Annotated in this window: 7 protein-coding genes; 6 read left to right on the forward strand and 1 reads right to left on the reverse strand. The window is 68.8% G+C overall.

The window, feature by feature from the left end; all coding sequences use genetic code 11:
* The first annotated feature begins 34 nt into the window (after window positions 1-34).
* The 3 genes from FEI13_RS05060 (at window position 35) to FEI13_RS05070 (ending at window position 6558) form a co-directional block, all read left to right on the forward strand.
* Entirely contained in the window at window positions 35-1849 is a 1815-nt protein-coding gene (locus tag FEI13_RS05060) for a putative bifunctional diguanylate cyclase/phosphodiesterase (protein WP_138180017.1), read from the forward strand.
* A 186-nt stretch (window positions 1850-2035) separates the two neighbouring features.
* Complete coding sequence (locus tag FEI13_RS05065; protein ID WP_138180019.1) at window positions 2036-4552, forward strand: EAL domain-containing protein; 2517 nt, start codon at window positions 2036-2038, stop codon at window positions 4550-4552.
* Window positions 4553-4773: 221 nt separating this feature from the next.
* Entirely contained in the window at window positions 4774-6558 is a 1785-nt protein-coding gene (locus FEI13_RS05070) for an EAL domain-containing protein (RefSeq protein WP_338035074.1), read from the forward strand.
* On the opposite strand, the gene FEI13_RS05075 is transcribed toward FEI13_RS05070, so the two are convergent.
* On the reverse strand, window positions 6548-8530 hold the full coding sequence (locus tag FEI13_RS05075; RefSeq protein WP_138180021.1) for a sensor domain-containing diguanylate cyclase: 1983 nt from the start codon (window positions 8528-8530) through the stop codon (window positions 6548-6550). The genes FEI13_RS05070 and FEI13_RS05075 overlap by 11 nt on opposite strands.
* A 324-nt stretch (window positions 8531-8854) precedes the next feature.
* Here FEI13_RS05075 and FEI13_RS05080 point away from each other — a divergent pair, with 324 nt between their 5' ends.
* The 3 genes from FEI13_RS05080 (at window position 8855) to FEI13_RS19395 (ending at window position 13742) form a co-directional block, all read left to right on the forward strand.
* Window positions 8855-9457 (forward strand): transglycosylase SLT domain-containing protein, encoded by a 603-nt coding sequence (locus FEI13_RS05080; protein ID WP_138180023.1) that lies wholly within the window; start codon window positions 8855-8857, stop codon window positions 9455-9457.
* Window positions 9418-9681 (forward strand): DUF2835 family protein, encoded by a 264-nt coding sequence (locus FEI13_RS19630; RefSeq protein WP_275668712.1) that lies wholly within the window; start codon window positions 9418-9420, stop codon window positions 9679-9681. Before FEI13_RS05080 ends, FEI13_RS19630 begins: the two co-directional genes overlap by 40 nt.
* A 74-nt stretch (window positions 9682-9755) precedes the next feature.
* Complete coding sequence (locus tag FEI13_RS19395) at window positions 9756-13742, forward strand: sensor domain-containing phosphodiesterase (RefSeq protein ID WP_240036432.1); 3987 nt, start codon at window positions 9756-9758, stop codon at window positions 13740-13742.
* The last annotated feature ends 44 nt before the right edge of the window (window positions 13743-13786 follow it).

Consider the following 13786-nt stretch of genomic DNA (forward strand, 5'->3'; position numbering starts at 1 on the left):
ATCTTAGGGGCGGAGCAGGGAGGCGGGTGACAGCATGAGCAGGGAGCGTCAGTCACGCCCACGGCGTGCAGACCACCAAGAGATTCCGCGCACCTGCGGGCAGCACCGTCTGGCCACGCCCCCCGGCGCACTCGCCGCCGGCGTCTTCGATCAGGTCGCCGAGGCGATCCTCATCACCGATGCCGAGCATGCCATCCTCGAGGTGAATCCGGCCTTCACCGCGCTGACCGGCCTGACCCGCGAGGCGGTACTCGATCAATCACCGCGAGGGCTTCTCCTCCCCGGAGCGCCCTCGGCCGGGATCGATGGGCTGTGGCGGGAGGTGGACCTCAACGGCCACGGCAAGGCCGAGATCTCCTATCGCCATCGTGACGGGCACGCCTGCCCGGCGGTTCTCTCCATCAGTCGCGTGCGCGATGCGCATGGGGGCGTCTCCCATCACGTCATGGTGCTCTCCGACCTGGCCGCCCTGGCCTCCTCCGGCCGGCGGGCCGGCCGTCAGGTCTACTTCGATGCCTTGACGGGCCTGCCGAACCTTCAGCTGCTGACGCAGCTGATCCAGGAGTCCCTGCAGCATGCCGCTCGCCACGGCAGCCACCTGGCGGTGTGCTCCCTCGACATCGATCACTTCAAGCGGATCAACGACCGCCAGGGCCAGGAGAGCGGCGACCTGCTGATCGCCGCCTTCGCGCAACGCATCAGCTACCTGCTGCACGGCGACGATATCCTGGCCCGGGTCGGCGGCGACGAGTTCGTGCTGCTGCTGCATCAGGGCGCCGACGACGACACCCTGGACCAGCTGCTGGCGGCCATCCGCCGCCCGCTCTTCCTCAAGGGGCGTTGCGTGCAGGTCACGGCCAGCCTGGGCGTGACCTTCTATCCCCAGGACGACGAGGACGGCGACGTGCTGCTGCGCCACGCCACCCAGGCGATGCATCGCGCCAAGCAGCAGGGCCGCGACACCTATCATGTCTTCGATACCGGCCTCGACCGCCAGATCCAGGCGCGGGAGGCCTATCGTCAGCGCTTCGCCGTCGCCCTGGCGCAGGGCGAGCTGACGCTGCACTACCAGCCTCAGGTGGACATGTTCGGCGGTGACGTCATCGGCGCGGAGGCCCTGGTGCGCTGGCAGCATCCGGAACGGGGTACGCTCGCGCCCGGCTGCTTCCTGCCGGTCATCGAGGGCACGGCGCTCGAGATCGAGCTCGGGGAGTGGGTCATCGAGGCCACGCTGGGGCAGTTGCGGACGTGGCGAGCGGCGGGCCTCGAGCTGGCGGTGCACGTCAACATCAGTCCCGCGCATCTGCTCAGCGGCCGATTCGCCGAGCGGCTGGAGTGGCTGTTGAACCGCTTCCCCGAGGTGCCCTCGCGGCTGCTCAAGCTGGAGGTGCTGGAGAGCGCCGCCATGCATGACATGCAGGCGGCCCTGTCGGTCATGCGCCAGTGCCAGGCGCTGGGCATCGACTTCGCCATCGACGACTTCGGCACCGGCTACTCTTCCCTGACGCATCTGCGTCAGCTACCGGTGGATCTGATCAAGATCGATCAGAGCTTCGTGCGCGGCATGCTCACCGATCCCGACGACATGGCCATCGTCGAAAGCGTCATCTTCATGGCCAATCGCTTCCGGCGGCCGATGCTCGCCGAAGGCGTCGAGACCCTGGAGCACGCCCGGGCCCTGCTGGCATTGGGCTGTACTCGCGTGCAGGGCTACGGCATCGCTCGGCCGATGCCGGCCGAGCGCTTCCCCGGCTGGCTGCAGGAGTGGCCGGGCCGTCACGAATGGTCGGCCCTGGCCATGCACCTGACCGGGCCGTCGGGCCCGCCTTCGTCGCTCGAGACGAAATGACCGTCCGGGCACCCGTTGCCATGGTTGGCCGGGCGCCGGTACCGTCGATGCATTGATCTGCCTCAAGACACGGGCGCAGCTTGCGCTTTTGCATGGTGACCAAGGCGATTAAATTACGTCACTTCTTCTTGATGCTTGCCGGGCGTTCTCCCGGCACGTTGTCCCCAGGAGCGAAAGCGAAATCCCATGACGCAAGAGCTCCTCGTCGAGCGCATCATGAACACCGGCCTTCTGACCTGCGCGCCGGAGACGCCACTGTGCGAGGCCGCGGCCCGCATGGCCGAACGGCGTATTAGCGCGATGCTGGTGGTGCGTGGCGAACTGGCGGTCGGCATCTGGACCGAGCACGATAGCCTGTTCGTCGACTTCACCGAGCCCGAGGCCGTCAGGCTGCCCATCGAGCGGGTGATGAGTCGGCCGGTGGCCACGATCCATCTGACCACCCCAGTCGGCGAGGCCGCCCTGCGCTTCAGCGCCGAGCGGCGGCGCCACCTGCTGGTGGTGGACGATGCCGGCCGCCCGAAGGGCATCCTCTCCCAGACCGATATGGCCCTCAACCAGGGCCTAGAGCCCTACCTGCGCCTGCGCGAGGTGGGCAGTGCGATGCGACAGCGTCCCCTGCTGCTGGCGGGCAAGCTGTCGCTGAACGAGGCCGCGCAGCGCATGGGCCGCAACGGCTGCGACGCCGCCGTGGTGAAATGCGATGACGGCGAGCTCGGCATCCTCACCGAGCGCGACCTGGTGCGCTTCGTCGCCCACCATCCGGGCGCCACCGCCGTGGGGGAGCTCGCCAGCCGGCCGCTGCTGACGATCGGTGTCGAGGAGGCGCTGATCCACGCCCGGGATCTCTTGATCGACCGGCGTGTGCGCCACCTGGGCGTGCTCGACGGCGAGGATGAAGTCGTCGGCCTGTTGGGGTTCCAGGACCTGCTGGCCGGCGCCGACCACCTCTACCTGGAGGACCTGCGCGAGGCCCTGGAGCAGCGCGACCAGGCCCTGTCCCAGTCGCGACGCAACCTGCAGCTGGCGGAGCGGGTGATCGACTCCTCCCTGGAGGGCATCATCATCACCGATGCCCAGACCCGCATCGAGTTCGTCAATCCGGCCTTCACGCACCTGACCGGCTACAGCCTGGAGGAGGCGGCGGGGCGCACGCCGGCGCTGCTCTCCTCGGGGCGTCACGATGCCGACTTCTACCGCCAGATGTGGCAGACCCTGCAGGAGCACGGCTACTGGCGCGGCGAGATATGGAACCGGCGCAAGAGCGGCCAGCTCTATCTGGAGCTGCTGACCATCACCGCCATCCAGAACGACCAGGGCGAGGTCAGCAACTACGCGGCGCTGTTCAGCGACATCACCCATGTCCGCGAGAACGAGGAGCAGGTGCGCCGCTTGGCCTACTACGATCCCCTGACCCGGCTGCCCAACCGACGCCTGCTGGAGGACCGCCTGGCGCTGGCGGTCCGCCATGCCCGCCGCCAGCAGCAGCGCCTGGCGGTGATCTTCCTCGATCTCGATCACTTCAAGCAGGTCAACGACGCCCTCGGCCACGCCGTGGGCGACGAGCTGCTGCTCAAGGTCTCTCAGCGGCTGCGCGCCCAGCTGCGCGAGGACGACACCCTGGCCCGCCAGGGCGGCGACGAGTTCATCGTGCTGCTCAACGAGATCGAGGAGATCGAGGAGGTCGAGGAGGTCACCCGGGTAGCGCGCCGGCTCGTCGAGTCGGTGAGCTCCCCCTTCGAGATCGGCGGGCAGGTCTTTCGCGTCGGCTGCAGCCTGGGGATCAGCCTCTACCCGGACGACGGCACCCAGGTCGAGACCCTGGTGCGCCAGGCCGATGCCGCCATGTACCGCGCCAAGCAGGAGGGTCGCAACACCTACCGGCTGTTCCGCGCCGAGATGCATCGCCAGGATCGCGGCCGCCTCGAGCTGGAAACGGCGCTGCGCAACACCGCCGAGACCGGTGAGGGGCTCGGGGTGCACTACCAGCCGCTCTTCGACCGCGACAGCGGCGAGGTGCATGGCGCCGAGGCCCTGCTGCGCTGGCATCATCCGACGCTGGGTCATGTCTCCCCCGGCGACTTCATCCCCCTCGCCGAGCGCTCGGGGCTGATCCTGCCGCTGGGCGAGCGGCTGATGCACCTGGTGGCCGCCCAGCTGCGCGACTGGCTGTCCGCCGGCCTCGCGCCGCCGCGGGTCGCCGTCAACCTCTCGGCGCGCCAGTTCTGGCAGAGCGACCTGGTGACCCAGGTGCGTGAGCTCCACGCCGCCTATGACCTGCCGCCGGGCCAGATCGGCTTCGAGCTCACCGAGAGCATCCTGCTCGACAAGCAGCAGGAGGCGATCCATACCCTGCAGGCGCTGTGCGACCTGGGCTGTCGCGTCGCCATCGACGACTTCGGCACCGGCTACTCGTCGCTGAGCTATCTGCAGGAGCTGCCGGTGACCACCCTCAAGATCGACCGCAGCTTCATCCAGAAGCTCGGCGAGAGCCGCGGCAGCTCGGCCATCGTGGCCGCGGTGACGGGCCTGGCCAAGGAGCTCGGCCTGCGCGTGGTGGCCGAGGGCGTGGAGACCGAGGCTCAGCTGCAGGCGCTCTCCCGCTACCACGTCAACCTGATCCAGGGGTTTCTCACCGGCCGCCCGCTCGAGGCCGCCACCTTCGCCGCGCGCTATCTGGTTCGCGACGGCGCACCGGGCTGAGTGCCCACGCCGTCGCCATCGGGATGTCATAAATCGTTGATATAAAGAGGGTCAGGTCGCCTGACGGCCGCCCGACCCACAGCGACAGGACTTCCGATGCGACTGCTCGATCGACTGACCATTCGGCTTAGCTGGAGCCTGGTGCGGATCGCCTCTAGCGCGCGTGAGCCGCGTGCCGTCCAGGCCCCAATGGCGCAGTCCGACTGATGAGAGAGGGCGCGATGCACGAGACCGCCGCCGCCCCGGGCAGTGCCGCCGATGCGATGCTCGATCGCGAGGCCCGGGAGCTCGACCGCATCCTGCGCGAGGAGGCCATCACGCCGCTCTTCCAGCCGATCGTCGATGCCGGCTGTCAGGGAATCTTCGGCTACGAGGCGCTGTCGCGTGGGCCGTCGGGCTCGCCGCTGCACTCGCCGGTGACGCTGTTCGATACGGCGCGGCTGACCGGCCGCCTGGTCGAGCTCGACCTGCTGTGCCGACGCCTGGCCATCGAGGCCTTCGCCGCCCTGGACCTGTCGGGGCGGCTCTTCCTCAACGTCATGCCGACCTCGCTGCTCGAGGAGGACTTCCGCGAGGGGCTCACCCGCGCCTTCCTCGCCGGCGTCGGGCTGTCGCCGGAGCGGGTGGTGATCGAGCTCACCGAGCACCTGCCGATCCACGACTACGCGCTGATGCGCCAGGCCGTGGATCACTATCGGCGTATGGGCTTCCAGGTGGCCCTCGACGACCTGGGGGCCGGCTACTCCAGCCTGCGCCACTGGGCCGAGCTGCGCCCCGACTTCGTCAAGGTCGATCGCCACTTCGTCCAGGAGGTCGACCGCGACCCCGGCAAGGGACAGTTCCTGCATTCGCTGCTCGAGGTGTCGCGCAGCCTGGGCTGCCGCGTCATCGCCGAGGGCATCGAGACCGCCGGCGAGCAGCGCTGCCTGTGGGGCATGAACTGCGTGCTGATGCAGGGCTACCACTTCGCGCGACCCGCTCGCCAGCCGCCGCGCCGGCTCGAGCAGCCCGCGCCGACGCCCGCGGCGGTGTCGGGCTCCTTCGGCGCCAGCGCCGCGATGCTCTGCCGCCACCTGGCGCCGGTGGCCCAGGGCACGCCGGTGCCCGAGGTGGTGGCGCGCTTTCGCGACGATCCCGGCCTGCGCTGCCTGGCGGTGCTGGATGCCGAGCAGCGCCCAGTGGGCATGGTGCGCCAGCACGCCTTCCTGTCGCTGTTCACCAACCCCTTCAGCCACTCCCTGCACGCCCGGCGCCCCATCGATGCGGTGATGGATCGGCGCATGCGCCTCGCCGAGGAGTCGATGCCGCTGGAGGCGCTCAGCCGCCACATTACCGGTTCGACCCAGGGGGGCCAGGACGACTTCGTCATCGTCGATGCCGACGGGCGCTATCGTGGACTGGGCCTGGTCATCGACCTGCTGCGCGAGATTACCGCCCTGCAGGTACGCAGCGCCCGCCAGGCTAACCCGCTCACCGGGCTGCCCGGCAACGAGGCGATCAACGACACCCTGGCGGCGCGGCTGGCCGACGATGCGCCCTTTGTCGCGGTCTATGCCGACCTGGATCGCTTCAAGGCCTATAACGACAGCTACGGCTATGCCCAGGGGGATCAGGTGATCCTGGCGGTGGGGCGCCTGTTGCAGGAGGCGGTCGGCGAGGCGGGCTTCGTCGGCCACGTGGGCGGCGACGACTTCATGCTGGTGCTCGACCCCGAGGGCGCCCGGGCGAGCTGCGAGGCGATCCTTGCGCGCTTCGCGCGCTTCATCCCGACCTTCTATGACCAGGCGCATCGCCGGGCCGGTGGACTCTCCGGGCGCGATCGTGACCACTGCGAAGCGAGGGTGCCGCTGATGACGCTCTCGATGGCCGCCTACCCGGTGGCGAGCGGCTCGGGACTGACCGCGATGGAAATCGCCAACGTCCTCGCCGAGCTCAAGGGGCAGGCCAAGCGTCAGGCCGGCAATAGCCTGTTTGTCGATCGGCGCGGGGACGGGATCATGCGCTGATCACGGCGTTGCGTCCCTGCGACTTGGCGCGATAGCTCGCGGCATCGGCGCGTCGCAGCGCATCCTCCACGGCCTGGTCGCCGCGCTGGAAGGTGCTCACGCCGATGCTGACGGTGACCCGCCAGGTCCTGCCGTGCTGCTCGAGGCCGTTGGCCTCGATCCGGGCCCGCAGCGCCTCGGCGATGCGCATGGCCCGGGGCCACTCGCAGCCCGGCAGCAGCATGGCGAACTCGTCGCCGCCCTGGCGGGCGGCGTGGTCGCTGCTGCGCGTCACGGCCCCCATCGCGTCGGCCACCTGACGCAGCATGCTGTCGCCCAGGGCATGGCCGCCCTCGTCGTTGATGGGCTTGAAGTGATCCAGATCGAACAGCAGCAGCGCCGAGGGGGTGTCGGCCTTCTCCCAGGCGGCGAAGGCCTCCTCCAGGCGGCGCTCGAAGCCGCGGCGGTTGAGCAGGCCGGTCAGCGGGTCGTGCTCCGCCTCCCAGCGGCGCAGCGCGTCCTCATGCTGGCGCTGGGTGATGTCGCGCACGGCGCCCACCAGGCCGATGAATTCGCCCTCCACGTGGATCGCATTGGTATGCACGTCGAGCCACAGCGTCTCGCCGTGCTCGTCGATGTAGCGGAACTGGCGCACGACGTCCTGATGCTCGAGCAGGCTGGCTCGCCAGGCCTCGACCATCGGCGTGCGATCCGCTTCATGGATGCGCTGCGCCCAGGCCGTGAGGCGGATCGGCGGGGTGATGTTAAGCAGCTCCTTGAGCGTCTCGTTGACGAAGGTCAGCCGGCCGCGAGTGTCGGTCACGAACATGCCTTGGGGGGAGGCGTCGAGGATGCCCCTCAGGAAGGCCTCGCGCTGCTGAAGGTCACCGAGGCTCTGCAGCCGCTGCTGTTCCAGCTCGTTGAAGATATCGACGACGCGGCGCAGCTCCGTCATCCGAGTGGGAATCACCAGCTCGCGCCGGCGACCGAGGCTCAGCTCCTTGATCTGCTGCGCCAGGCGCGTCAGCGGTCGCAGGGTCAGCCAGATCAGCGCGCCCATCAGCGGCAGCAGCAGGCCAAGAGCCCACCAGGCCCGCTGCGTGATGCGCTTCATCACGCTGGCCAGGGGCGCATAGGCCTGCTCCATGGGCAGATAGATACCCACCACCCAGTCGGCGGGCCAGATCTGACGATAGGCCTTGAGAGTCTCGCCGTCCTGGCCGGTCTCCTCGAGGGTCTCGCCCTCCCAGCCCAGCAGGGCGAGGTCGAGCCCGGGGTCGTTCAGCGCGGCAACGGAGCCCGGTCGGTCATCGCGCTGCTCGGGATGATAGAGCAGCCGGCCTGAGGCCGTGGCCACCACCACGTGGCCGGCATCGCCGAGCCGCAGGCGCTTGAAGTCCTCGAACAGCTCGCTGCGCTCGATCTCCACCAGCCCCCCGAGGAAACCGGCGTAGCGGCCCTGGGCGTCACGGCGGGGGACCAGCATCATCACCATCGGCTTGCCGGAGACGATGCCGATGAAGGGGTCGCTGACGTGGGGCCGCTGCACGTGGCGCATGAAGCGGGCGTAGGCCCGATGGCTGATATCGAGGCCGTTGCGCCCCGCCAGTCCCGGCCAGTTATCGACGACGGTGTTCTGGGCATCGACCAGCACCAGCCCTTCGAAGAGGGTCAGCAACTCGTCGTGGCCGCCCTCGGCCAGGGTGCCGGCGGTGGCGCGCGGAAACTGCTTGGCCAAGCGCTCCAGCGCCTCCAGGCGCTGCTCGATCTTCTGCGTGATGGCATTGCGCACCAGCTCCGCCTCGTAGCGCAGGTGCACGCGGTTGGACTCCTCGACCAGCAGGGTGCCGGACTGCCAGCCGAAGGCCAGCAGTATCACGCACAGCAGGGCCCACACCACCGCGACGCCCAGCAGCAGGCGTCCGCGCAGGGAAAGCAGGTGTCGCCGCAGGGCGGTGGTCAGGGATTCGAGGAAGTTCAGGTTGGCTACCACTCAGGTTGTTGTCGTCTTCACGATCGAGACGACGTCGCTCCGGTATATCGTTCCGGCATATAGAGACGAATGTTGCCAGCCCGAGGCGCGGGCTCCAATCCCCGGTGTCACGTTTTATTAGGCTTATCTTTTGTTTTGCGCGGCGGCGTCGAGTTTCTTGATCTCGCTTGGATCATCGCGCAACGGGAAGATGCCTCCGCTGCGCTGTTATCATCGGGCTGTTTCCCAAAAGGCATAGCGGACATCATGGCCCATCGTCGTTTTCTCGATTCTATCCCCCAAGCCCTTGAGCGCCGTCTCACGCTGCGCTTATCCACAGCGGCCATGCTGCTGTTGGCGCTCACCGGCTGCGCCATGCTGGCGCCGGCGCCGCCGGAGCGTCAGTCGAACGTCTGCGAGATCTTTCGCGAGCAGCCCGACTGGTACGACTACGCCCGGGCCTCCGAGGAGAAGTGGGGCACGCCCATCGCCACCCAGATGGCCTTCATCCAGCGGGAGTCCAGCTTTCGCAGCCACGTGAAGCCGCCGCGCCGCAAGCTGCTCGGCTTCATCCCCTGGACCCGGCCGTCGTCGGCCTACGGCTATGCCCAGGCTCAGGATCCGGTGTGGGGCGAGTACGAGGCGGACGCCGGACGGCTGTTCGCGCGGCGCACCCACATGAAGCACGCCACCGACTTCATCGGCTGGTACAACGCCCGCACCCGGCGCATGACGGGCGTCTCCCTGCACAATCCCCGCCATCTCTACCTGGCCTACCATGAGGGGCAGGGTGGCTATCGACGCGGCTCCTGGCGCCGCAAGCCCGCCGTTCAGCGCGCAGCCAGCCAAGTCGCGCGCACCGCCGCCGGCTATCGCAGTCAGCTGGCCGCCTGCGAGGCGGAGTTCCGTTGCGACGGCCTGCTCGAGATCTGGCCCTTCTGCCGCTGATCTCCCGCCGAGGGGGCGCCCAGGCGGAACGAGCCCACCGCGTCCATCAACCCGCCGAGACGCTGCGGCGCTTGGTGACCCACGACGGCGTGCAAGGCCACTTGCGGCTGACCTTCACCGAGGCCGGGCGCTTCTGTGCCATTCGGCGGCTCGGAGTGCCACGCCTACACCCAATGAATAAGGCCGGAGGCTGGTGCCCCAGCGCGAATCCCCTCATCCTCTGAGTCATCGGTACAGGATGACGATGGAGGACGCCACATCGGGTCAGCCGTCGCCCACGTGCAGGGAGCACACCGCCATGCCCTTCAAGACCCGCGATATCGCCCTGGACAGCTGGCTGCTGATGGTCTCGGCGGCCTTCGTGCTGATGGGCCTCGTCGGGTTAGTGCAGGGGTGGCATGCCCCCGCGCCCACCCTGCTGACGCCGGATGCCGCCCTGGCCATCCTGCTCGGCGGCGGCGGCCTGCTGGCCGCGGTGCAGCAGTGGCGGCGAGTGCGCCTGGCGGCCAGCATCGCGCTGTTGGCCCTGGTGCTCTACACCCTCTCGCACAACGTCCTGCTCGGCGGTAATCAGGAGGGGGCCTCCTGGCTGTCGGGCAGTGCACGCCTCTCCTCCTGGTCGGCCGCGATGATGGCGATGACGGCCCTCTGCCTCGCGGGAGGGCTCGGATGGCCCGGGCTGCGGTGGCTCTGGCGGCTGGTGGGGGTGCTGCTGCTCGGCTATGGACTCTTGGTGCTCGGCGTGAGACTTCTCGCGCCCGCCGGTGGCTGGGGCCTGCAGGAGCTGACCGCCTCGCCCTGGCTGGTGGCGCCATTCGCGCTGCTATACGGTGTGGCCATGCTGGCGGTCAGCGCCAGGGGAAGCGCGTTGCCCCTCGAGCTGGGCCGCACGGCGATCATGGCGGGCCTGGCCGGGGTCCTGGTCAGCAGCCTGGCCTGGTACCTGCTCAGCGGCCAGCAGCAGCAGCGCACGCACCAGCAGGCGGAGTATCTGCTCGACAACGTCCGCCTCAATGCCGATCAGCTGATGCACTCCTACCTGCAGCAGATGCAGCGCATGGCCGAGCGGCTGGACGCGTCTGCCGAGGGGTGGGAGACCGCCGGCGCAATCCGCGATGCGGCCCACTACCTGCGTGATATCCCCAGCCTCGAGGTCATCGGCCTGCTGGAGAAGCGCCACGGTTGGCGCTGGCAGCAGGCGCGCAGCGACGAGGCGCGGCGCCGGCTGACGCGCTGGATGCGAACCAAGCGAGTCGACGACTGGCTGAGTCTCTCCTTTCCCGCCCCCCGCATGATGGTGCCCGATGAGGCGGTGCCGCGGTTGGCGATCCTGGCGATCGCCCTGCCGCGCCGCGACCAGCAGCTGGTGGCCGTGCTCGACATGGCGACCCTCCTGGGTCGGGAGCTACGCGTCCAGCTGGGCGACTTCCAGCTGAGCCTCGCCCGCGACGGCGAGCTGCTCACTGCCCTGGCCGGCCCTGGCCGAGTCGCGGGCGATGTGGCAGGCGCGCCTACCCTGGCAGCCCGCCACATCGGCCTGCCCGGTGGGACCATGCTCAGTCCCTCCGTGCAGGCCGGTGCCGGGATGAGCGCGCTGCAGGCCGGCGTGGTGCCCTCGGCCGTGGCCATGGGCGGGCTGACGCTGAGTTACCTGCTGGTCTTCAGCCTGGGCATGGTGCGCCTGGTGGTGGGGCACTCCCGGGACCTGATGGCGGCGCGGGAGCAGCTCGAGCAGCAGCAGACCATCCAGGCGATGATCGTCGAAGAGGCGCCTCTCGACCAGACGCTCGAGGCCATCTGCCGGATGCTGGAGGCTCAGCTGCAGGGTGGGATCTGCTCGATCATGCAGGCCGACGTCGACGAGCGCAGGCTGCACCTCATCGCCGGCGAGCGCCTCTCGACCGCCTATCGGCAGGCGATCGTCTCGGTGGCCATCGGCCCGGATGTCGGGGCCTGCGGCAGCTCTGCCCATCGCCGCGAGCTGGTGGTCTGCGAGGACCTCGCCCTGGACCCCCGCTGGGAGCGCATTGCCGACCTGGCCGCCAGCGAGGGGCTCAGGGCCTGCTGGTCCTACCCGGTGATCGCCCGGGACGGCCGGCTGCTGGGCACCTTCGCCACCTACTACCGACGCCCGGCGACACCGGGCAGCCACGAGCTCGAGCGCATCGTCCAGGCCGTGGACCTGGTGGCCCTGGCCATGGAGCGTGCCCAGGATCGCCGCGCGCTGTGGGAGAGCGAGCAGCGCTATCGGTCGCTGTTCACCTACAACCCGGATGCGGTGTTCTCCATGGACCTGCAGGGCCACTTCGTCACCGCCAACGATCACTGCGCCGCACTGACCGGCTACTCCGTCGAGGCGCTACGGGGCACACACTTTTCCGAATTCTTGCAGCCGGACGATCTGGCGGCGGTGCAGCAGACCTTCGAGCTCACGGGGGCCGGCGAGCCCTGCCGCTACGAACTGCAGGTGCCCCATCGCGACGGCACCCTGCATCGACTGGATCTCACCACGCTGCCGGTGGTGGTCGATGAGCGTATCATCGGGGTCTACGGCATCGCCAAGGACGTGACTCGGCGGCGGGAGCACGAGACCCGACTGAGGATCCTGGAGCGCGGCGTGGAGGCCAGCGTCAACGGCGTGCTGATCGCCGATGCGGGCGTACCCGGCCTGCCGATCATCTACGCCAACGACGCCTTCCAGCGCATCACGGGTTATGCTCGGGCGGAGGTCATCGGGCGCAACGCGCACTTCCTGCAGGGCAGCGAGACCGACCCGGCGGCCGTGCAGAAGCTTCGCCACGAGCTGGCGCAACATCGCGAGGTGCACGTCACCCTGTGCAACTATCGCAAGGACGGTACGCCGTTCTGGAACGATCTCTATATTTCCCCGGTGCGCGACGAACAGGGGGCGGTCACCCACTACGTGGGTATCCAGCACGACATCTCCGAACAGAAGACCTACGAGGCGCATCTGGCCTATCACGCCGGCCACGATGCCCTGACGGGGCTGGCCAACCGTTCGCTACTCGAGGACCGGCTGGTCCACGACGTCGAGCTGGTCAGGCGCCAGGGCAAGCGGCTGGCGGTGCTCTTCCTCGACCTCGACGAGTTCAAGCCGATCAACGACAGCCTCGGCCACGCCGTTGGCGACGAGCTGCTGCGCGGGGTCGCGCAGCGGCTGTCGGCGGCGATGCGGCCGGGCGATACCCTGGCGCGCCTGGGCGGCGACGAGTTCGTGGTGCTGTTGCCGGACCTGCACGACGCCGGCCAGGCGATGGAGGTGGCCGAGCGCCTACTGTCGATCGTGAGCCGGCCCTATCGGGTCGGCGCGCACGAGCTCTCGCTGTCGTGCAGCATCGGCATTGCGGTCAGCGGTGCCGACATTGAGCAGCCCCTCGAGCTCATCCAGCAGGCCGACATGGCCATGTACCGGGCCAAGCAGCAGGGACGCAACGCCTGTCAGTGGTTCACCCCCGAGATCATCCACCGGATGGGCGATCGTGTGACGCTGCGCAATGAGCTCCAGGAGGCGATCGAGGCGCAGGCCTTCGAACTCCACTATCAGCCGCTGATCGATCGCGAGGGGAAAGTGGCGGGCGTGGAGGCGCTGCTGCGCTGGCCCCACCCCCTGCGCGGTTACATCTCGCCCGCCCAGTTCATTCCCCTGGCCGAGGAGACCGGACAGATCATTCCGATCAGCGAGTGGGTGCTGGCCAGGGCCTGCCGGGATCTGCACCAGCTCGACCGGGTGGGACTGGGCAGACTCAACGTCGCGGTCAACCTCTCGCCGCTGCAGTTTCACCGCGCGAGCTTTCTCGGCAAGCTGCGCGAGACCCTGGCAGTGACCGGGCTGCCGGCTCCCCAGCTGTCGCTGGAGCTGACCGAGGGCGTGCTGATGAACGATACCGAAGGCGCCATCGAGACCCTGCACGCCCTCAGGACGATGGGCGTGGGGGTCGCCATCGACGACTTCGGCACCGGCTTCTCCAGCCTCAGCTACCTCAAGCACCTGCCCATCGACCGGGTCAAGATCGATCGAAGCTTCGTCAGCGGGGTCGCCAATAGCGCGGAGGATGCGGCGATCATCCAGGGCATCATCTCCATGGCCCATCATCTTGGGCTCAAGGTGGTCGCCGAGGGCATCGAGCAGGAGCAGCAGCACCACCTGCTGACGGCCCATGGTTGCGATCTCTTCCAGGGCTTCCTCTTCGCGCGTCCCATGCCGCTCGAGTCGCTCATCGAGTTTCTCGCCGAGCACCGTCCGCTCTCGATCGATGGTGCTTAGGGCGCTGCCGGCCCGGCCCATGCGCGAATGGCCGGGGAAGCCCC

Origin of the sequence: Halomonas urmiana (assembly GCF_005780185.1) — a bacterium.
Classification (GTDB): Bacteria; Pseudomonadota; Gammaproteobacteria; order Pseudomonadales; family Halomonadaceae; genus Halomonas; species Halomonas urmiana.

Bases quoted from the DNA above. Each gene is read 5' to 3' on its own strand.
- FEI13_RS05070 (WP_338035074.1), top strand. From the start codon at position 4,774: ATGCACGAGACCGCCGCCGCCCCGGGCAGTGCCGCCGATGCGATGCTC.
- FEI13_RS05065 (WP_138180019.1), top strand. From the start codon at position 2,036: ATGACGCAAGAGCTCCTCGTCGAGCGCATCATGAACACCGGCCTTCTG.
- FEI13_RS05080 (WP_138180023.1), top strand. From the start codon at position 8,855: ATGCTGCTGTTGGCGCTCACCGGCTGCGCCATGCTGGCGCCGGCGCCG.
- FEI13_RS19395 (WP_240036432.1), top strand. From the start codon at position 9,756: ATGCCCTTCAAGACCCGCGATATCGCCCTGGACAGCTGGCTGCTGATG.
- FEI13_RS05060 (WP_138180017.1), top strand. From the start codon at position 35: ATGAGCAGGGAGCGTCAGTCACGCCCACGGCGTGCAGACCACCAAGAG.